The 16,711-nt window shown below is 64.8% G+C and carries 21 protein-coding genes; 11 read left to right on the forward strand and 10 right to left on the reverse strand.

Translation table 11 applies throughout. The annotated features are described in order from the left end of the window. The first annotated feature begins 95 nt into the window (after positions 1-95). Positions 96-593, forward strand: a complete 498-nt coding sequence (locus SLQ33_RS31280; protein WP_319457820.1) for a hypothetical protein — start codon at positions 96-98, stop codon at positions 591-593. Continuing rightward, entirely contained in the window at positions 590-3,445 is a 2,856-nt protein-coding gene (locus SLQ33_RS31285; RefSeq protein ID WP_319457821.1) for a hypothetical protein, read from the forward strand. Before SLQ33_RS31280 ends, SLQ33_RS31285 begins: the two co-directional genes overlap by 4 nt. A 36-nt stretch (positions 3,446-3,481) precedes the next feature. On the opposite strand, the gene SLQ33_RS31290 is transcribed toward SLQ33_RS31285, so the two are convergent. Continuing rightward, the gene (locus tag SLQ33_RS31290) at positions 3,482-3,868 is read right to left on the reverse strand and encodes a DUF5997 family protein (RefSeq protein WP_319457822.1); all 387 of its coding nucleotides are present in this window, start codon (positions 3,866-3,868) and stop codon (positions 3,482-3,484) included. Positions 3,869-3,896: 28 nt separating this feature from the next. Here SLQ33_RS31290 and SLQ33_RS31295 point away from each other — a divergent pair, with 28 nt between their 5' ends. Continuing rightward, a complete protein-coding gene (locus tag SLQ33_RS31295) occupies positions 3,897-4,610 on the forward strand; it encodes a LysR family substrate-binding domain-containing protein (RefSeq protein ID WP_319457823.1) in 714 nt (237 codons plus the stop codon). Between the two features lie 59 nt (positions 4,611-4,669). After that, a complete protein-coding gene (locus tag SLQ33_RS31300; RefSeq protein WP_319457824.1) occupies positions 4,670-5,581 on the forward strand; it encodes a GNAT family N-acetyltransferase in 912 nt (303 codons plus the stop codon). On the opposite strand, the gene SLQ33_RS31305 is transcribed toward SLQ33_RS31300, so the two are convergent. Both SLQ33_RS31305 and SLQ33_RS31310 read right to left on the reverse strand, forming a co-directional pair. Beyond that, complete coding sequence (locus tag SLQ33_RS31305; protein ID WP_319457825.1) at positions 5,578-5,892, reverse strand: hypothetical protein; 315 nt, start codon at positions 5,890-5,892, stop codon at positions 5,578-5,580. The genes SLQ33_RS31300 and SLQ33_RS31305 overlap by 4 nt on opposite strands. Before the next feature lie 111 nt (positions 5,893-6,003). Beyond that, positions 6,004-7,188, reverse strand: a complete 1,185-nt coding sequence (locus SLQ33_RS31310; protein ID WP_319457826.1) for a geranylgeranyl reductase family protein — start codon at positions 7,186-7,188, stop codon at positions 6,004-6,006. A 163-nt stretch (positions 7,189-7,351) separates the two neighbouring features. On the opposite strand from SLQ33_RS31310, the gene SLQ33_RS31315 reads away from it, so the two are divergent. Further along, a complete protein-coding gene (locus tag SLQ33_RS31315) occupies positions 7,352-8,092 on the forward strand; it encodes a TetR/AcrR family transcriptional regulator (protein WP_319457827.1) in 741 nt (246 codons plus the stop codon). Positions 8,093-8,216: 124 nt separating this feature from the next. After that, positions 8,217-9,179, forward strand: a complete 963-nt coding sequence (gene nrdF / locus SLQ33_RS31320; RefSeq protein ID WP_413467761.1) for a class 1b ribonucleoside-diphosphate reductase subunit beta — start codon at positions 8,217-8,219, stop codon at positions 9,177-9,179. Here the strand turns inward: nrdF and SLQ33_RS31325 are convergent. Then, entirely contained in the window at positions 9,176-10,066 is an 891-nt protein-coding gene (locus SLQ33_RS31325; RefSeq protein ID WP_319457829.1) for a helix-turn-helix transcriptional regulator, read from the reverse strand. The two genes, nrdF and SLQ33_RS31325, sit on opposite strands and share 4 nt — an antisense overlap. A 139-nt stretch (positions 10,067-10,205) precedes the next feature. Between SLQ33_RS31325 and SLQ33_RS31330 the strand changes: the two genes are divergently transcribed. Next, positions 10,206-11,333, forward strand: a complete 1,128-nt coding sequence (locus SLQ33_RS31330; RefSeq protein ID WP_319457830.1) for an aldo/keto reductase — start codon at positions 10,206-10,208, stop codon at positions 11,331-11,333. A gap of 59 nt (positions 11,334-11,392) precedes the next feature. After that, positions 11,393-12,370, forward strand: coding sequence for an aldo/keto reductase (locus tag SLQ33_RS31335; protein ID WP_319457831.1), 978 nt, complete (start codon positions 11,393-11,395; stop codon positions 12,368-12,370). A 7-nt stretch (positions 12,371-12,377) separates the two neighbouring features. Here SLQ33_RS31335 and SLQ33_RS31340 read toward each other — a convergent pair whose 3' ends face one another. From SLQ33_RS31340 to SLQ33_RS31355, 4 genes are read right to left on the reverse strand one after another with little or no spacing between them, the layout of a single operon-like run. After that, positions 12,378-12,611 carry a hypothetical protein gene (locus tag SLQ33_RS31340; protein ID WP_319457832.1) on the reverse strand — a complete coding sequence of 78 codons (234 nt, stop codon included), beginning with the start codon at positions 12,609-12,611 and terminating at the stop codon, positions 12,378-12,380. A gap of 32 nt (positions 12,612-12,643) precedes the next feature. Continuing rightward, on the reverse strand, positions 12,644-13,492 hold the full coding sequence (locus SLQ33_RS31345) for a class I SAM-dependent methyltransferase (RefSeq protein WP_319457855.1): 849 nt from the start codon (positions 13,490-13,492) through the stop codon (positions 12,644-12,646). 2 nt (positions 13,493-13,494) lie between these two features. Next, positions 13,495-13,833, reverse strand: a complete 339-nt coding sequence (locus SLQ33_RS31350; protein WP_319457833.1) for a VOC family protein — start codon at positions 13,831-13,833, stop codon at positions 13,495-13,497. Position 13,834: 1 nt separating this feature from the next. Further along, positions 13,835-13,990 carry a ribbon-helix-helix protein, CopG family gene (locus SLQ33_RS31355; protein WP_319457834.1) on the reverse strand — a complete coding sequence of 52 codons (156 nt, stop codon included), beginning with the start codon at positions 13,988-13,990 and terminating at the stop codon, positions 13,835-13,837. A 117-nt stretch (positions 13,991-14,107) separates the two neighbouring features. Here SLQ33_RS31355 and SLQ33_RS31360 point away from each other — a divergent pair, with 117 nt between their 5' ends. From SLQ33_RS31360 to SLQ33_RS31370, 3 genes are all read left to right on the forward strand, one after another. Next, positions 14,108-14,368 carry a type II toxin-antitoxin system prevent-host-death family antitoxin gene (locus tag SLQ33_RS31360; protein ID WP_319457835.1) on the forward strand — a complete coding sequence of 87 codons (261 nt, stop codon included), beginning with the start codon at positions 14,108-14,110 and terminating at the stop codon, positions 14,366-14,368. Then, a complete protein-coding gene (locus SLQ33_RS31365; RefSeq protein ID WP_319457836.1) occupies positions 14,365-14,772 on the forward strand; it encodes a type II toxin-antitoxin system VapC family toxin in 408 nt (135 codons plus the stop codon). The genes SLQ33_RS31360 and SLQ33_RS31365 overlap by 4 nt, the downstream gene beginning before the upstream one ends. A 73-nt stretch (positions 14,773-14,845) precedes the next feature. Next, on the forward strand, positions 14,846-15,163 hold the full coding sequence (locus SLQ33_RS31370; protein WP_319457837.1) for a DUF3349 domain-containing protein: 318 nt from the start codon (positions 14,846-14,848) through the stop codon (positions 15,161-15,163). Between the two features lie 9 nt (positions 15,164-15,172). On the opposite strand, the gene SLQ33_RS31375 is transcribed toward SLQ33_RS31370, so the two are convergent. Both SLQ33_RS31375 and SLQ33_RS31380 read right to left on the reverse strand, forming a co-directional pair. Beyond that, positions 15,173-16,219: an NAD(P)-dependent alcohol dehydrogenase gene (locus tag SLQ33_RS31375; RefSeq protein WP_319457838.1), complete on the reverse strand. Its 1,047-nt coding sequence runs from the start codon at positions 16,217-16,219 to the stop codon at positions 15,173-15,175. A gap of 143 nt (positions 16,220-16,362) precedes the next feature. Continuing rightward, complete coding sequence (locus tag SLQ33_RS31380; RefSeq protein ID WP_319457839.1) at positions 16,363-16,638, reverse strand: YciI family protein; 276 nt, start codon at positions 16,636-16,638, stop codon at positions 16,363-16,365. Between the last annotated feature and the right edge of the window lie 73 nt (positions 16,639-16,711).

Raw genomic sequence — 16,711 nt, forward strand, 5'->3', positions numbered from 1 at the left:
GACTCGCTGGCGTGTATCAAACGGCAATACAGACACTCGGGACTCCGGCGGAGGATGGCTGCGAGTCGGCTCGCGTTGCGATTGTTTGCCACTGCATGCGTGAGTTGATGAACTGCCTGCCGTCGGTGATCACGGACACCTCAATTCCGCGCCCGAATCCATCGGCGAGCCGGCAGACAGCAGATCTTCCCCGGCTACGTGACGAGCATCCCGAGATGGACCTTCTCGCCGATCAAGACGTTGTCCCAGTGCCAAGAGCCTTCGCTGAAGCCCTCGATCAGCTGATTAGCACGGTCGTTCGAGAGAATGGACGGAACCGCAGGATTGCCGCCGAGCTTGTCACCGGAGGGCAGGATGGCAAACACCCTGCCGTAGAGCAGTGGAGGCGTGCGCAGGATTTCTTCTTGGGGTGGGCGCACATCGATCGCAATCATGAGGGAGGCAAGGAACTTCCGAGCGACGCCGACTTGTTGGCCAACATCAAGGTTGTGGAAGACATTCTTGAGGTCCGCACTGCGGCCTTCTTCGAAAATGTGAAGTCTCTGGAGGGCATGCTTGCGCAAATAAACGCGCCGATTGAGGAGGACTTGTGACGGCGAAGTTCCGACCTCCTGCCGGTGACGAAGTCAAGGAGGTTCTCCGGAGAATCCCGACAACGCAATTGAGGCGTGCATTTTTTGAAGGCCTGAACAACCCGGAGTGGGTTGTTCCGTTGGCGACGGAAGGTGTCTTTGACAATCCCCCCGAACCGGTGAAGACAGATGATGGGCTTGTCCGAGATATCTATTGGCCAGAGATCGATTATCTGATCCGTATGGCAGCCTATGTACCTGAAGCGGTCGTCGACGTCTTATTGAAACTCCATAAAAGCAACAACGCTTGGGTCAAACGAGCCTGCTTTGCCGTGGGCGCAACAATTCCCGCAGATCAGGCCGCTCGGTTAGCGCCACTCCTCAGATCGTGGAAGTCGAGAGGGTTTGGTTGGAGGACTGATCCACGGGATCTCGTCGCTTTTACCATCAATCTATTTCAAGGCGGCGAGGTCGTCGCTGGCACCTGGTTGGCTAACGTTATCTTCAAGCCGCACAACGTAAGTAGTGGCCGAAGATCCGAAAACGCGCTGGAGGCCTATTGGTACAGACAGGGTCTGCCGAATCTTGTCGCCGTACTTGGTGATGATGGCCTCGGCCTCGTGCTTCCTTGGCTCGTTTCCTACGAGAGGGCCCACAGGAATCTAACGAAGCAGTTCGATATGACGTACTTCTGGCGGGACTCGGTACGCAGCGGATCCGACGAACGCGAAGATATCGAGCAGGTACTAATTGATGCAGTCCGGGACTTGGCAGTAAGAGCCATGCTTGTTGATCCGTCGACAGCGAAGCATCTGCTACTCGGCACCAATATGCTTCTTGCCCGCAAGGTTGCCTTGTTCTCGCTCGGGGCTGCGATCCGACAGATCGGTGACTCTCAGCGGATGAAGCGCTTCCTGTCTGTGGCGACCGAGCTCTTGTTCGATGAGCAGTCGAGTCACGATTCCTGTCGAATCGACTATGCCGAACTTGCGCGCGCAGTCGCGCAAGCTTCGCCGGACTCGCTGGATCCACTTACTGAATTCATCGACCTAGGTTCTCGTGCTGGCGACGATGACCTTCGAGAGCGGATTCGCAGCGATGGAAGAGACGAGGCGGAGGTCGATGAAGTAGTTCAGGAGTACGAGGAACGCTGGAAGCATCGTTGGCTGTCTGCGATCGGTGTTGAAGCCCTGCCGCCGCCATTGGGCGCAGAGCTGGCAACTCTGGATTCCAGGTACGGCGTCATCGACCAACCGCTCGTACCGACTCCGCGCATCACAAGCTGGGTTGGGCCGAATAGCCCTGTTAGCCAAGAAGAGATGGCAGGCATGAGTCCCACCGAGCTGATAAGCCATCTGGAGAGCTGGCACGACACGGGGAACGGATGGGGACCGGAGCCATCTCACGAAGGTCAAGCGCGCGAGCTGACCGCCCTCATGACAACAAATCCTGAGATCGTTGCGGGTATCAGCGACCTTGTCGGCCGGCTGCGCCCCACCTACGTCAGAGCGATCCTGCGCGGATGGGAGGCTGCGATTAAGTCCGATCTCGTCCCGGAGTGGAACCAGGTCGCTGAAGTCGTTGCGGACGTACTGCGCCACGATGATGCGTCCGCCTTCCCGGCCGAAGGCGGTCGCGGAGATGACGACCCGGACTTCCGTTGGGCCAAGCGAGCGGCAGTAGGATTGCTTGAACATCTCGTGCAAAAACGCGAAGTGCTAACGATGCCCGAAGAAACTATGGCGCGGTTCGCCGAGATGCTCGTGACTTCAGCGGTGGACGAAACGGCTTGGCTTGAATACGTTTCGGACGCTGCAGGTAGCGGCATGGATCCCCTTACGGTCTCGCTTAACTGGCAATGGCCGATCGGAGTCCGCGGACTCGTTAATCTAGTTTCACAGGGCAGAGAGACCAGTTGGTACGAGTCGGCCCGGTCTGCATTGGAAACGGAGCTTTCGAGGCCAGATCCAATTGGCGCATCGAGGGCGGTTATCGGCCGAAGCCTAGGGCGGCTACTCTCGGCAGACCCGGAGTGGCTGAAACCAAGAATCCCTGAGCTTTTCGGCGCCGAAGCTGGACTGTCCGTTGCGCAGCAGATAGCGCTAACGACTGCCGTCGCTAGCCATCACTACCATCCAACACTGTATAAGTTGCTTAGTCCCTCGATGATCGCGGCAATTGTGATCGACGAGCCAATCGTTGCCGGCTGGCGTACTCAGATCGAGCCGCTTCAACAAATCGGAGCTTGGGCCATCAGGGCGATTACCCTGGGGCACAATACGATTGATGATCCTGTCGCTCGTGCGTTTTTCACTGCGGCGCCGCCAAAGGTCCGAGGCGATTCGTTGGGGCATATCGCATGGTCCTTCATGCACGCACCGAAGGTTGATGACCCGATTAGAGATCGGCTAGCCGAACTGTGGGACTCGCGGGTTGCGCACGTCCGCGTGCATCCGGAGGATCGCGACGAGCTCAACGACTTCTACTGGTTCGTCAAGAGCAACAAGTTCGCAGTGCAATGGTGGCTGCCCCGGCTGAGGGAGGCGTTGGAACTTTGCCCTGAACTTGGCGCCGAGCGATACATGATCGGTAAGGAGATTGCCTTATCTGCAGATATCGATCCACGCAACGCATTTGAAGTGATGAAGCTCTTACTAAGTGGGCGTGACGAAGCGGGGATGACGGTGTATGACCTGACACGCAACGCGGTTCCCATGGTCATCGCTCGGTGCATGACCTCTGGCGATGAGAGTCTGAAGCAAGAGGCGGAGATGTATATGAACGAACTCGGCGAAGCGGGCAACCTCACGCTCCAGGCCGAGGTCACGAAGTTCTTAGCTGGCGTACTCGGCGAAGGCGACGTGGACGAGTAGTGGACGCCTGTGATGAAGGCTCCGGCGCTATTCGGATCAGCCCTTGCGAGCCCGTTCTTCATGCAGGGCCTTCAGGCGTCGCTGCTCGCTCAGCACCGCCTGGTAGCTCTCGCGCTCCGCGACAAGCCAGTCCGGCTTCTCCTCGAGCAGCGCATCGATCTGCTCGGTGGTGAGCGCATCCACGACGCCGCCGCGCCCAAGACCGGCGATCGAGACGCCGAGCTTGGCTGCCACCAGGTTCTTCGGGTGCGGGCCGCTCTTGCGGAGGTCCTTGAGCCACTGGGGCGGATCCTCCTGCAGGGCAGCGAGTTCGGAGCGGGTGGTCGGGTTCTCCTGGAACTCCGCGGGTGTCGCGGGCAAGTACACGTCCAGCTTCTTCGCCGCGGTGGCGGGTTTCATGGACTGCGCGTTCGGCCTGCTCATGGCGCTAGCCTATCGGTAGCCTGATGCGGTGACCCAGTCCTCGCTCACCCTCGGTTACGTCCCGGGAGGGACTCCCGCGAAGTGGGCCCGGATCTGGGCGGAGCGCCATCCCGAGGTTCCGCTGCAGTTGTGCGCCGTCGCCGCGGCAGACGCGGCCGCCGCAGTGCGTGCCGGCACCGTCGACGTGGCGGTGCTCCGGCTGCCGGCCGACACATCGGGGCTCGCCGTCATCCCGCTATACGAAGAGATCACGGTGGCCGTGGTGCCGACCGATCACATTCTCACTGCCGTCGACACGATCACCGCCGCAGACCTCGACGGCGAGCCGATGCTGCTCCCACTCGACTACGTCGTCGACTGGGCGGACGCTCCCGGCAATAAGGTCGATCACCGACCCGAAACCACCGAGGGTGCAATAGAACTCGTCGCCTCGGGGATCGGCGTGCTCATCGTTCCGCAGTCGCTGGCGCGGCTCTATCACCGCAAGGACCTCACGTACCGCCCGATCACCGACGCGCCCACCTGCCCCGTGGCGCTCGCCTTCCCGGAAGGGCCGCAGCCTGCCCTGGTCGAGGAGTTCATCGGGATTGTGCGCGGCCGCAAGCCCGATTCGTCGCGTGGGCAGGCCCAGCCGGTACCGAAGCGCACGGCGCGGGAGAAGACGCTCGCGAAGCAGGCCGTCCGCGCCGCCGCGGGTAAGGCCGCCCGCAAGACGGGTCGGGCCGAGCGCGGTAGACGCTGACGCACCGGGCCGCCGGAAAATCAGTGGAGATTCCCGCGGGAGTCGATCACGCTCGATGAGTGAACGTTCGCCTGTACTCGACGCCCGCCGACTTCGGTGCGGTCGCGCGATGGGTGTACCGCCGGGACCCGGTGCGGTACACCCTCGAGTTGACGACCCTGCGTACTGCGACGTGGCCGGACCGCCGGATCCTGGCGTCATTCGTGGATCGTGGCGTGATCGGTGCTGCGGTACAGGGCAGCGACGGATGCCTACTGGTCAGTGGACTGCCCGTCGAACTCGCGGGTGAGGCGGCTACCGCGCTCGCCCCGGTAGGTCTTCGGTCCGTGCGCGGAGCCCGCCCGGCGGCCGAGGCCTTCACCGATGCATGGTGTGACGTCACCGATGGACAGGCCGTGCCGACGACCGAAGACGTGCTGTACCGGCTCGGCGACCTCGTGCCGCCCACCGGAGTCCCGGGACGCGAGCGGCCGGCGCTCGACGTCGACGACGAGTTGATCGTGGACTGGCTCGACGAGTTCCTCGTCGAGGCCTTCGGATACGCGCCCGATCGCGCGGCGCGCGTCGGCTATCTCCGCGAGATCGTCGATGCGGGTGGACGATTCGTGCTGTGGACGGTCGACGACGTGCCGGTCAGCATGGCGCGGGTGCATGCGCCCGCGGTGGGGACGTCGCGCATCGGCCCGGTGTACACGCCGCCGGAGCACCGCGGCCACGGCTACGCCGCGGCGGTCACCTCGGCGGCAGTCGCCCTCGCGAAGCGGACGGGAGCGCGCGACGTGGTGTTGTTCGCCGACGTCGCCAATCCCGTCTCGAACGGCGTCTACCGGCGGATCGGTTTCGTCCCCGTCGCCGAGCACGTCCACTTCGAACTGACGGTGAAACCCGAGGCTGCGGCGGCGCGCTGCGGCAGCCCAGGTGTGAGCGGGCGGACCAGGGTCGCGCGGGTGGCGGCGCGGTCGGCTCGCTAGGCCCGCGACGCGACGGCGACGATGGGTGCTTGCGGCAGCGTCAGCACCGGCTTCGTCGGACGTGCCTCGGGCGCCTTCTCCTCGGCCCAGTCGTAGTAGCAGGCGTCGTTGCGCTCGTCGTAGTCGCCGCCGTAGAAGACGCAGCACACGCCGACACCCTCACCGTCGTGGTCGACGAGGCACTGCAGGAAGTCCGCATCCTTGTCGGGTTGCGTCGGTTGAGCGGATGCGTTGGCGGCGACGCCGATGGCGAGCCCGGCGGCCAGTGCGGCCGAGGCCAGGAATCCGCGTGCGAATCGAGCGATGGTCATGGTGTTCCTCCTGAGTCGTCGCGCCCCCGTGGGACGCGTTCATCAGGTAGGAGTCAGCGGGGCGGCCGAAGGCGACACTTTTCGCCCGAGTCGCGACGCAAAGGTGCGGCCCTACTTCACCTTGTGCTGCGGGCCCTGTTCCTTCTTGTACAGCGCCTTGAGCATGCGGTCGCGGAACGTGGAGTTGTCCAGCAGCTTGATGCCCGCATTCGCGACCTTCGGGTAGCCGATCAACATGTGCATGTAGCGACCGCGGCGGTACTCCCTGCCCCACGCCGCTTCCATCCGCTGCGCGTAGTTGGTGAAGTCGTCGGGTCCGCCGTTGGTCAGCGCGGCGATCGCGCACTCACCCGCGGCCAGGCCAGACTCGAGCGCCTTGGAGATGCCCGCACCCGACGCCGGCTTGCCCGCGCCCAGCGCATCGCCGGTGAACAGCACGCCCGGGCGCCACGGCGGCCAGGCCGTGAAGCCCATCGGCAGCCGCCACGCCCGCACGCTCTTGTTCTTCTTCAACTCCTCGATGGCGGGAAGCTCCCACTCGCGCGGCAGCGTCCGCAGGAATTCGCCGAGGAACTGAGTGGCGTTGATCTGCTGCCAGTCCTTGTAGCTGTTGACGTAGCCGAGCCCGATGTTGAAGACGCCGTTGCCCATAGGGAACACCCAGCCGTAGCCGGGCAGCTGATCGCCTTCGAAGACGAGCTTCAGGTAGATGTCCAACGAATCGGTATCGGCCCGGTTGGCGTGCATCTCGGAGCGGATCGCGATGGCCGAGTAACCGTTGTACTCGGAGTCGATCTTCAGCGCCCGCTTGATGGGGGAGTAGGCGCCGTCGGCGGCGATGACCGCGTCGCCGTAGACCTTCTCGCCGCCCTTGAGCACGACGCCGACGACGCGTCCGTCGGCGTCGAACTCGGGTCCGGACACCTCGGCGCCTTGGCGCACCTCGGCGCCCGCAGACTCGGCGTGCTTGAGCAGCACCATGTCGAGGTGGGTGCGGCTGACGGTGTGTCCGTGGTCTGGCATGCCTGGACGCTTGGGGAACGACAGCTCCCACGCGCTTGGACTGAACACCGTCACCCGGTTGACGCGGTGAAACGTGGAGACCTCGTCGGCCAGGCCCATCTTCTGCAGGTAGCTCACCGCGCGCGCGGTCAGCCCGTCGCCGCACGGCTTGTCGCGAGGAAATTCGGCCTTGTCGAGGACGACCACCTTGGCGCCCGTTCGCGCGGCCTGCCACGCCGCGGCCGAGCCGGAAGGCCCCCCGCCGGCAATGACAAGGTCGTATCGCTGCGTCATCTCATCCGTCTCGTTGGCTGTCTGTGTCCTGCGCGATGGTACCCAAGCGCATCGAGCGAAGCCCGACGAGCATCGTGGCGAAAACGTCGCCGACTCCCACGTCGACGGTCGTGTCGGGCGCGGTCTTGGCAGGTCAGGCGGTACCAGCGGGTACAGTATTCCCGTGCGCAGACCGTCCATCCCCCGTCCCGGCCCCCCGCCTGGGGTGAAGGTCGACGCGCGCAGCGAACGCTGGCGCGAGCACCGCAAGAAGGTTCGGGCGGAGATCGTCGACGCCGCGTTCCGGGCGATCGACCGGTTGGGCCCCGAGCTCTCGCTACGGGAGATCGCCGAGGAAGCGGGCACCGCCAAGCCCAAGATCTACCGCCACTTCACCGACAAGTCCGACCTGTTCCAGGCCATCGGCGAGCGGCTGCGGGACATGCTGTGGGCGGCGATCTTCCCAAACATCAACTTGGCGTCCGATCCGGCTCGCGAGGTGATTCGCCGCAGCGTCGAGCAGTACGTGCGGCTTGTCGACGAGCATCCCAACGTCTGCCGCTTTCTGATTCAGGGCCGCTTCGCCGAGCAGAGCGAGTCGACGATGCGCGCAATCAACGAGGGCCGCGAGATCACGCTGGCCATGGCCAACTTGTTCAGCAACGAACTGCGCGAGATGGAACTGGACGGGGCGGCCATCGAGCTCGCCGCGTTCACCACGTTCGGTTCGGCGGCCGCGGCGACGGACTGGTGGCTGGGCCCGGAGCTTCACAGCCCGCGCCGGATGCCCGCCGAGGAGTTCGTTGCTCACATGACGACGATCATGCTCGGCGCGATCAAGGGCACCTGTGAACTGCTCGGCATCAAGATCGACCCGGACTTGCCGCTGCACGAGGGCGTGCAACGGCGCGAACCCGTTGCCTGAGCAAGGAAGCCAGAAACTCGTGGCGACACAACGTGTTGTGTTGCAGCGTGTCGTCACACCCCAGTTGTAGTGTTGCGAACACAGTCCGATGTTGCAGATTTAAGGGGTTCACGTGTCCGATGGAATGAAGCTGATCGACCGCGTTTCGGCCATCAACTGGAACCGACTGCAGGACGACAAGGACGCCGAGGTCTGGGACCGGCTGACGGGCAATTTCTGGTTGCCAGAGAAGGTCCCCGTCTCCAACGACATCCCGTCCTGGGGGACGTTGACGGCCCACGAGAAGCAGCTGACCATGCGTGTCTTCACGGGGCTGACGCTGCTCGACACCATCCAGGGCACCGTCGGCGCGGTGAGCCTGATCCCCGACGCGCTGACTCAGCACGAAGAGGCGGTCTACACCAACATCGCGTTCATGGAGTCGGTGCACGCGAAGAGCTACAGCAACATCTTCTCCACGCTGTGCTCGACGGTGGAGATCGACGAGGCGTTCCGCTGGTCGGAGGAGAACCCCAACCTGCAGCGCAAGGCCGAGATCGTCATGAACTTCTACAAGGGTGACGACGCGCTCAAGCGCAAGGTCGCCTCCACGTTGTTGGAGAGCTTCCTGTTCTACTCGGGCTTCTACCTCCCGATGTACTGGAGCAGCCGCGCCAAGCTGACCAATACCGCCGACATGATCCGGCTGATCATCCGCGACGAGGCCGTGCACGGCTACTACATCGGCTACAAGTACCAGAAGGGGCTCGCACTCGAGGACGAGGCGCGCAGGGCCGAGCTCAAGGACTACACCTACGAGCTGTTGTTCGAGCTGTACGACAACGAGGTGGAGTACACCCAGGACCTCTACGACGAGGTCGGGCTGACCGAGGACGTCAAGAAGTTCCTGCGCTACAACGCCAACAAGGCGCTGATGAACCTCGGGTACGAGGCGCTGTTCCCGAAGGACGAGACGGACGTGAATCCCGCGATCCTGTCGGCGCTCTCGCCCAACGCCGACGAGAACCACGACTTCTTCTCGGGTTCGGGTTCGTCGTACGTGATCGGCAAGGCCGTCAACACCACCGACGAGGACTGGGACTTCTAAGTCCGCGGTGCCGGGTGGGCCGTCCCGTCCGAGTCGCTTTGATCCAATGTCGCGGCCCAGCTGGCGAGCAGGGCTAGTCCGTCCGCAGATGGGCTATCGGGTTCGGGACTGTAGGCGGTGAGGGTCAGACCGGTATCCGCCGAGAGTTCCATCACCTCGTAGGCGAGGCTCAGGTCGCCGACCACGGGGTGATGGAACCGTTTGGCGCCCGCTCGGTGCAGGACCACATTGTGGGCAGCCCACCGATTGCGGAAGGTCTCGCTGCGAGTGGACAACTCGCCGATGAGGTCTGACAAGTCGCGGTCGTAGGGGTTGCGGCCCGCTTCGATGCGCAGCATGGCCACGGTGCTGTCCGCGGCGTCGTCCCAGTGCGGGTAGAGCGCGGTGGCGTGGGGGTTGAGGAAGCAGAACCTGGCGAGGTTCACCGGCCGCGACGGGTCGTCGTACGCCAGTGAGTACAGAGCGACCGCGAGTCGGTTGGCGCCCAGCAGGTCAAGACGCGCGTTGAGCACGATCGCCGGCAGAGCGGTCATTCCGTCCAGGATCCGCTGCACGACGGGCCGGAGCTGTTGTTTCGAAGCGGGGCGTCGGCGGGTGTGAGGCGTGGTGTTGGCGGCGCGGGCCAGATCGTGGAGGTGTGCACGTTCGGCCTCGTCGAGGCGCAGCGCGCGGGCAAGCGCCTCGAGCACGCTGTCGGAGACGCCGGTGAGGTTTCCTCGCTCCAGACGGGCGTAGTAGTCGGTGCTCACCCCGGCGAGCATCGCTACCTCTTCGCGGCGCAGGCCGGGGACGCGTCGCCTGCCGTAGGTGGCCAGGCCGGCCTGCTGGGGAGTGATCCTGGCCCGCCGGGTGGCGAGGAACTCGCGGATCTCGTTACTGCTGTCCACGCCGTCAGATTACGTCCGCCCATCGACGGTAGGGGTGGTCTGCCATTACATGGCTAACCAGGCACTGTCACCAACCCGGCGGCTCCGGTTTTCTTGGTTGCAGACCTACCAGACATCAACGGTGGAGGAGACCTCCGAAATGACTGAATACGACGACGTCCGTGGAATCAGTCGCCGCGACCTCGTGGCTCGAGCCGCTCTTGTCGGTGCGGGGTTGGCGGTCGGGTTCCCGGTGTTGGCCGCCTGCTCGCAGCGAGCTCGGGAATTCGAGAACCGGAGCGACAACTCGATGCCAACACGGAAACTCGGAGCGCTGGAAGTCTCGCAACTCGGTGCTGGGTGCATGAGCATCAGCGCCAACTACGGACCTCCCGCAGATCGAAACCAAGGCATTCGCGCCATTCGCACGGCGCATGACAAGGGTGTGACGTTCTTCGACACCGCCGAGGTGTACGGCCCGCATACTAGTGAAGAGCTTGTCGGAGAAGCGCTCTCACCCTTCCGCGACGACGTCGTCATCGCCACCAAGTTCGGGTTCGACGTGGAAGGTACCGGTGCACCACTGAGTCGACCCGAGCACATCAAGAGGGTGGTCGAGGGGTCGCTGCAGCGCCTGCGCACCGACCGCATCGACCTCTACTACCAACACCGGGTCGATCCGACGGTGCCGATCGAAGACGTGGCCGGTGCGGTCAAGGAGCTCATCAGCGAGGGGAAAGTGCTGCACTTCGGTCTGTCCGAGGCAAGCGCACGCACCATCCGCCGCGCGCACGCCGTTCAACCCGTGGCCGCAGTGCAGAGCGAATACTCCGTGTGGACACGCGATCCCGAGCGAAACGGCGTCCTCGATACCTGCGAGGAATTGGGCATCGGCTTCGTGCCGTGGAGCCCACTCGGACAGGGCTATCTGACCGGGAAGATCGACGCCCGCGCTCGGTTCGACCCGCAAACCGACCTGCGATCTCGATTCCCGCGGTTCACCCCGGAAGCCCTGGCCGCGAACATGCCGGTCGTCGACCTGATGAACCGGTTCGCAGAGAAGAAGGACGCGACACCCGCCCAGCTCGCACTGGCCTGGCTGCTGGCGCAGAAGCCGTTCATCGTTCCCATCCCCGGCACACGCAACATCGATCACCTCACCGAAAACCTCGGCGCAGTCAACGTTGCGCTGACGCCCGCGGACCTTCAGGAACTCGACAGCGACTTCGCCAAGATCACGGTGCACGGTGCGCGCATGGATGAAGCCAACATGCAGATCGTCGAATGACCCGACTTCAGGCCCGAAATCGCCTGGAAACAAAAAGAAATCAAGAACTGGAGATACTGATGAAGCACATCACGCTAGGCAAGCTGGACGTCTCCCGGATCGGTCTGGGCGCGATGTCGATGTCCGGCTACTACAACGCGGGGGAGGGCAGCGAAGCCGAGTCGATCCGCACCATCCACCGGGCACTCGACTTGGGCGTCACCCACCTCGACACCGCCGAGATCTACGGCCCCTTCCTCAACGAGGAGCTCGTCGGCCGGGCGATCAAGCGTCGCCGCGACGAGGTGGTGGTGGCGACGAAGTTCGGACTGGTGTCGCATTCCGGTGGCGGGCCAGGCGTCGTCGACAGCAGCCCCGCGAACGTCCGTGCCGCAGTAGAGGGCTCGCTAAGACGACTCGACATCGGTCACATCGACCTGTACTACCAGCACCGGGTCGACCCGAACACCCCGATCGAGGACACCGTCGGCGCCCTGGCCGAGCTGGTGGCCGAGGGCAAGGTTCGTCACATCGGACTGTCCGAGGCCGGGGTCGACACGATCCGCCGCGCCCACTCGGTGCATCCGATCACCGCGCTTCAGACGGAGTATTCGCTGTGGACGCGCGACGTGGAGGCTGAGTTGCTGCCGCTGCTGCGCGAGCTGGGCGTCGGTTTCGTGCCCTACTCGCCGCTGGGTCACGGCTTCCTCACCGGCGAAATCCGTTCCACCGCAGATATTTCCGATGACGACTGGCGCAAGACCAATCCGCGCTTCGTTGGCGAGAACTTTCAGCGCAACCTGCGCATCGTCGACGAGGTCGCAGCCGTCGCCGCCGAGGCAGACGCCACACCGGCGCAGATCGCACTTGCCTGGCTGCTCGCGCAGGGTGACGACATCGCCCCGATCCCCGGCACCAAGCGGGTCGCCCGCGTGGAGGAGAACACCGCTGCCGATGGCATCGAACTCAGCGTCGAACAGCTCGAGCGGCTCAACAACCTCACCCCTGCCGCCGGTGAACGCCACGACGAAGGCAACATGGCCGCCATCGACCGCTAAGGCGGCGTCAGAGCGAGTCGATGACCTGGCTTGCGGTGGCCAGGTCGACGCCCGCCTCGGCGCGGTAGGCCTTGATGGCGGCGATCTTGTTGCCCGAGGCCACCAGCTGTCGCACGTTGTCCGACACGTCAGTTCGGTAGAGGGTCTGCAGATCGGGGATCGGCACGCCCGTCCGCTCGTAGAGGTGTCGGACGAGCTGCTCGAGCTTGCCCAGCCGTTCGTAGATGTCCCTATCCGTCATGGCGTCAGTGTGTCATCGGTGCCGCGACTGCATCACACCGTTGCGACGACGAACTGTTCCGCGCTGGGTGGTCGCAGCCCGTCGCCGCGCCCCGCGAAGTACCGCTCGGTCAACTCGTCGGGGCCCACCACACGCGCGGAGGCGAAGCCCGCGGCGCGGCACATGTCGACCAGCTCGTCCGGCGCGTAGTGGCTGATGAACGGCGTGCCCGAGGCGCGGGCCTGTGCCTCGACGCCGGCCAGCATCGGCCGCTCGACGTCGTCGAGCAGATCCAGCGGCAGCATGAACGTCATCGCCAACGTCGAGCCCGGCGCCAAGGCGGCCACCTGCCGAAGCGTGGCGTCGGTGGCCTCGCGCGTCAGGTACATGCTGACGCCAGTCGAGGAGACGACGGCCGGGCTATCCGCGTCGAAACCATTGAGCTTCAAGGCATCCCACCACGATTCACCCATCTCGAAGTCGACCGGAACGAAGTGGAGTCCCTCGGGTAGCTGGTAGCCCTCCTCGGCGAGCCTGCGGCGCTTCCACGCCTGAGTGCCGGGCTGGTCCACTTCGTAGATTTGCAGTGAGGCGGCCACGTCGGGATGGCGCTGGGCGAACGTGTCCAGCCCTGCGCCGAGGATGACGTACTGACCGACCCCGGTGGCGGCCCGCTCGCGCACCAGGTCGTCGAGGAAGCGGGCCCGCCCGACGATGGATGCGCGAAACCCCGCGGTGCCGATGGGATGCATGTCGCCGTGCGAACGCCAGTCGGACTCGGGCTGGGCCAGCGCCCGTCCGATGTCGTCGGCGATCACGTGCGGCGGCTCGTCCACTTCGAGATGCAACGCGCGCCACAGCGCAACACGGACCGCGGTGCCGTCGGGTGCGGACTGCTCCACGGTCACTTCGCGTCCTTGACGTGCAGCCGCCAGAGCCGACCGTCGGGGTCGCGCAGTTCCATTTCCCTTGCGCCCCAATGGGTGGTCTCGAACGGAGTGACGACCTCGAGTCCGTCGAGCGAGTCCGCGTCCTCGCCGGGGACGGCGAGCACCAACTGAATTCCCGGCTCGCGACTCTCGGGGACCTCGGCGATGAACAGGTACGGTCCGTCGCCGTTGCGCAGTTGGCCGGAATTGTGGTCAGTCTCGAAATCGACTGTGTAGCCAAGTCTTTGGAAGAACTTGGCGGACTTGCCCCAATTGTGGGTCTCCAGGTAGATCGCTTCCAAGCCGTCGGTCATGTCATCGCTCCTCTTCGTGTGATGCGAGGTAGGCCCGTAGCGCTTCGGCGACCAACGCGGACAGGGACAGCTCGGTCTCGATCGCGTGGTGCTTGACCTGCCGGATCAATCCGACCGGCAGGTAGACGTTGAACTGCTTCACGTCGTCGTCGGGCACGCTCTCACGCTAGTATGCTAGCAAGCTAGAGCGCAAGGGCTGGGTCGTGAGTCGAGCCGGGCGCGATGGTGAAGCTGGCGCAGCGGCTTGTTGCTACGGTAGTGCTACAGTCGTAGCATGTCTGAGATAGCTTCCCGCGAACTGCGCAATGACACCGCTGGCGTACTTCGCCGCGTGCAGGCCGGCGAGGACGTGACGATCACCGTCAAGGGCCGCGCTGTCGCGATTCTGACCCCGGTCCGCCCGCAGCGCCGCCGCTGGCTCGCGGGACCGGAGTTCATGGCACGGCTGCAACGCGCCCAAGCCGATCCCGGGCTCCGCGCCGACCTCGCGATCCTGGCGGGCGATACCACCGACGATCTCGAACCCATCCGATGAGCGATCCGCTCGCCGCCGGCATCCTCGACACCTCGGTGTTCATCGCCGCGGAATCCGGCCGGCAACTCGACTCCGCGCGCATTCCCGCCGAAGTCGCTACCACCGTCGTCACGCTCGCTGAACTCACTGCCGGCGTTCTCGCGGCCACCAATTCCGACATCCGCGCACAACGACTCGCCACGCTCGACACCGTGTCCGACATGGAGGCGCTGCCGGTCGACGAAGACGCGGCCCGAATGTGGGCACGGCTTCGCATACACCTTGCGGAGTCCGGTCGACGAGTGCGAATCAACGACCTGTGGATCGCAGCCATCGCCGCGTCACGTGGGTTGCCTGTGGTCACTCAGGACGATGACTTCGACGCTCTCGACGGCGTGGCCGACCTGAGGATCATCCGGGTCTGACGGCGCATGAACGCCCGGTGAACTGTGGCGAGGGATTCTGGTGCGGACGCGCTGCGCCCGAGACACTTGGCGGGTGACCACCACGTCGCTTCTGCAGTCCATCCTCGACTGGCTTCGTGCCGGCTACCCCGAGGGCGTCCCCGGACCCGACCGGGTTCCGCTGCTCGCCCTACTGCGCAGCACGCCGCTGACCGAAGACCAGATCAAGGAAGTCGTCCGCAACATCACGGACACCGACTCCACGGCGCTGGCCGACGGCGAGCTCACCACCGACGAGATCGAGGCGTTCATCGCCGACGTCACCCATCACGACGCGGGCCCGGAGAACGTCAAGCGAGTGGCCGCCACCCTCGCCGCCGCCGGATGGCCGTTGACTGGCGTGGGCGAGTAGCCCCTTCGGCTACAGCGTCGCGTTGTCGATGACGAAGCGGTAGCGCACGTCGCTGGCGAGCATCCGCTCGTAGGCCTCGTTGACGTAGGTCGCCTCGATGACCTCGATTTCCGGCGTGACGTCGTGCTCGGCGCAGAAGTCGAGCATCTCCTGGGTCTCGCGGATACCGCCGATCAACGACCCCGAGATGCTCTTGCGTCCGAAGATCAGCGCCCCGGCCGGCACCGGCATCGGGTGCTCGGGCATGCCGAGTTCGACGAGCGTCCCGTCCAGCTTGAGCAGGCCGAGGTAGTCGGCCATGTCGAGGTTCGCCGAGACCGTGTTGAGGATCAGGTCGAACGACCCCTTCAGCTTCTTGAACGTGTCGGCGTCGCTGGTGGCGTAGTACTCGGAGGCGCCGAGGCGCAGGCCGTCCTCCATCTTCTTCAGCGACTGGCTCAGCACGGCGACCTCCGCGCCCATCGCCGCGGCCAGCTTGACGCCGAGGTGGCCGAGGCCGCCGAGGCCGATGACGGCGACGCGCTTGCCCGGTCCGGCGCCCCAGTGCCGCAGCGGAGAGTAGGTGGTGATGCCCGCGCACAGCAGCGGAGCCGCCTTGTCCAGCGGGATGGAGTCGGGGATGCGCAGCACGTAGTTCGCGTCGACGACGATCGCGTCGCTGTATCCGCCCTGCGTGGGCTTGCCGTCGCGTCCGACTCCGTTGTAGGTGCCAGTCATGCTCGGGTTGGTGCAGTACTGCTCCTCGCCGGCCTTGCAGTTGTCGCACTCGCGACAGGAGTCGACGAAGCAGCCGACGCCGACGCGGTCGCCGACCTGGTACTTGGTCACGTCCGACCCGACGTCGGTGACGATGCCCGCGATCTCGTGACCGGGCACCATCGGATACTCGACGTCGCCCCACTCGCCGCGCACGGTGTGCAGGTCGGAGTGGCAGATGCCGGCGAACTTGATGTCGATCGCGACATCGTTCGGCCCGACGTCGCGGCGCTCGATGGTGGTCTTGCTCAGCGGCTCGGTGGCCGAGGTCGCGGCGTATGCGGAAACCGTCGTAGTCATGTCTTCTGCCTGCCTCTTTAATGTCGTGTTGCAAACGAGCCTTCACCAAGAAGCTTAGCGAAGGTAACGAATCGGGCGCGGCGATGCGCCTCTCGTCCACCCAACGGGCGGCTGGTTGCGATTATTTCCGGAGGTCAGCTAGCTCACAAGCCGGGAGCGCGCACGCCGCCGGTGAAGCCGGTCCGCTCGTAGCGCACGAGCCCGGCCAGTGTGTACGGATCGGTGGCCATCAGTTCCTCGGCGTCCTCGGTGCTGATGTCGCCCGTGACCAACACACCGCCGGTCTGGTCCTCCAGTCGGCCGGTCAACAGCAGCCGTCCACGCGCGACCTCGTCGTTGAGCCACTCGAGGTGAGCGGGCCTGGTCTGGGCGACGACGTCGGTGGGCTGCAGGTACGTCAGCGTCAGCACGTGGAACACGTTCGCAACCTAGCCGGGACCGTCACGCCGGGGAAACCCACGCAGCACGTTCTTAACTCCTCGCCCGAGATCG

This window comes from Mycobacterium sp. RTGN6 (assembly GCF_033804605.1).
Taxonomy (GTDB): domain Bacteria; phylum Actinomycetota; class Actinomycetes; order Mycobacteriales; family Mycobacteriaceae; genus Mycobacterium.

What these genes read in the sequence shown, in the direction of transcription:
- SLQ33_RS31340 (WP_319457832.1), bottom strand. Translation starts at nt 12,611, where the DNA reads ATGACGGATAGGGACATCTACGAACGGCTGGGCAAGCTCGAGCAGCTC.
- SLQ33_RS31280 (WP_319457820.1), top strand. Translation starts at nt 96, where the DNA reads ATGCGTGAGTTGATGAACTGCCTGCCGTCGGTGATCACGGACACCTCA.
- SLQ33_RS31310 (WP_319457826.1), bottom strand. Translation starts at nt 7,188, where the DNA reads ATGACGCAGCGATACGACCTTGTCATTGCCGGCGGGGGGCCTTCCGGC.
- SLQ33_RS31350 (WP_319457833.1), bottom strand. Translation starts at nt 13,833, where the DNA reads ATGACCGACGGCTTGGAAGCGATCTACCTGGAGACCCACAATTGGGGC.
- SLQ33_RS31360 (WP_319457835.1), top strand. Translation starts at nt 14,108, where the DNA reads ATGTCTGAGATAGCTTCCCGCGAACTGCGCAATGACACCGCTGGCGTA.
- SLQ33_RS31330 (WP_319457830.1), top strand. Translation starts at nt 10,206, where the DNA reads ATGACTGAATACGACGACGTCCGTGGAATCAGTCGCCGCGACCTCGTG.
- nrdF (WP_413467761.1), top strand. Translation starts at nt 8,217, where the DNA reads ATGAAGCTGATCGACCGCGTTTCGGCCATCAACTGGAACCGACTGCAG.
- SLQ33_RS31375 (WP_319457838.1), bottom strand. Translation starts at nt 16,219, where the DNA reads ATGACTACGACGGTTTCCGCATACGCCGCGACCTCGGCCACCGAGCCG.
- SLQ33_RS31305 (WP_319457825.1), bottom strand. Translation starts at nt 5,892, where the DNA reads ATGACCATCGCTCGATTCGCACGCGGATTCCTGGCCTCGGCCGCACTG.
- SLQ33_RS31365 (WP_319457836.1), top strand. Translation starts at nt 14,365, where the DNA reads ATGAGCGATCCGCTCGCCGCCGGCATCCTCGACACCTCGGTGTTCATC.
- SLQ33_RS31290 (WP_319457822.1), bottom strand. Translation starts at nt 3,868, where the DNA reads ATGAGCAGGCCGAACGCGCAGTCCATGAAACCCGCCACCGCGGCGAAG.
- SLQ33_RS31335 (WP_319457831.1), top strand. Translation starts at nt 11,393, where the DNA reads ATGAAGCACATCACGCTAGGCAAGCTGGACGTCTCCCGGATCGGTCTG.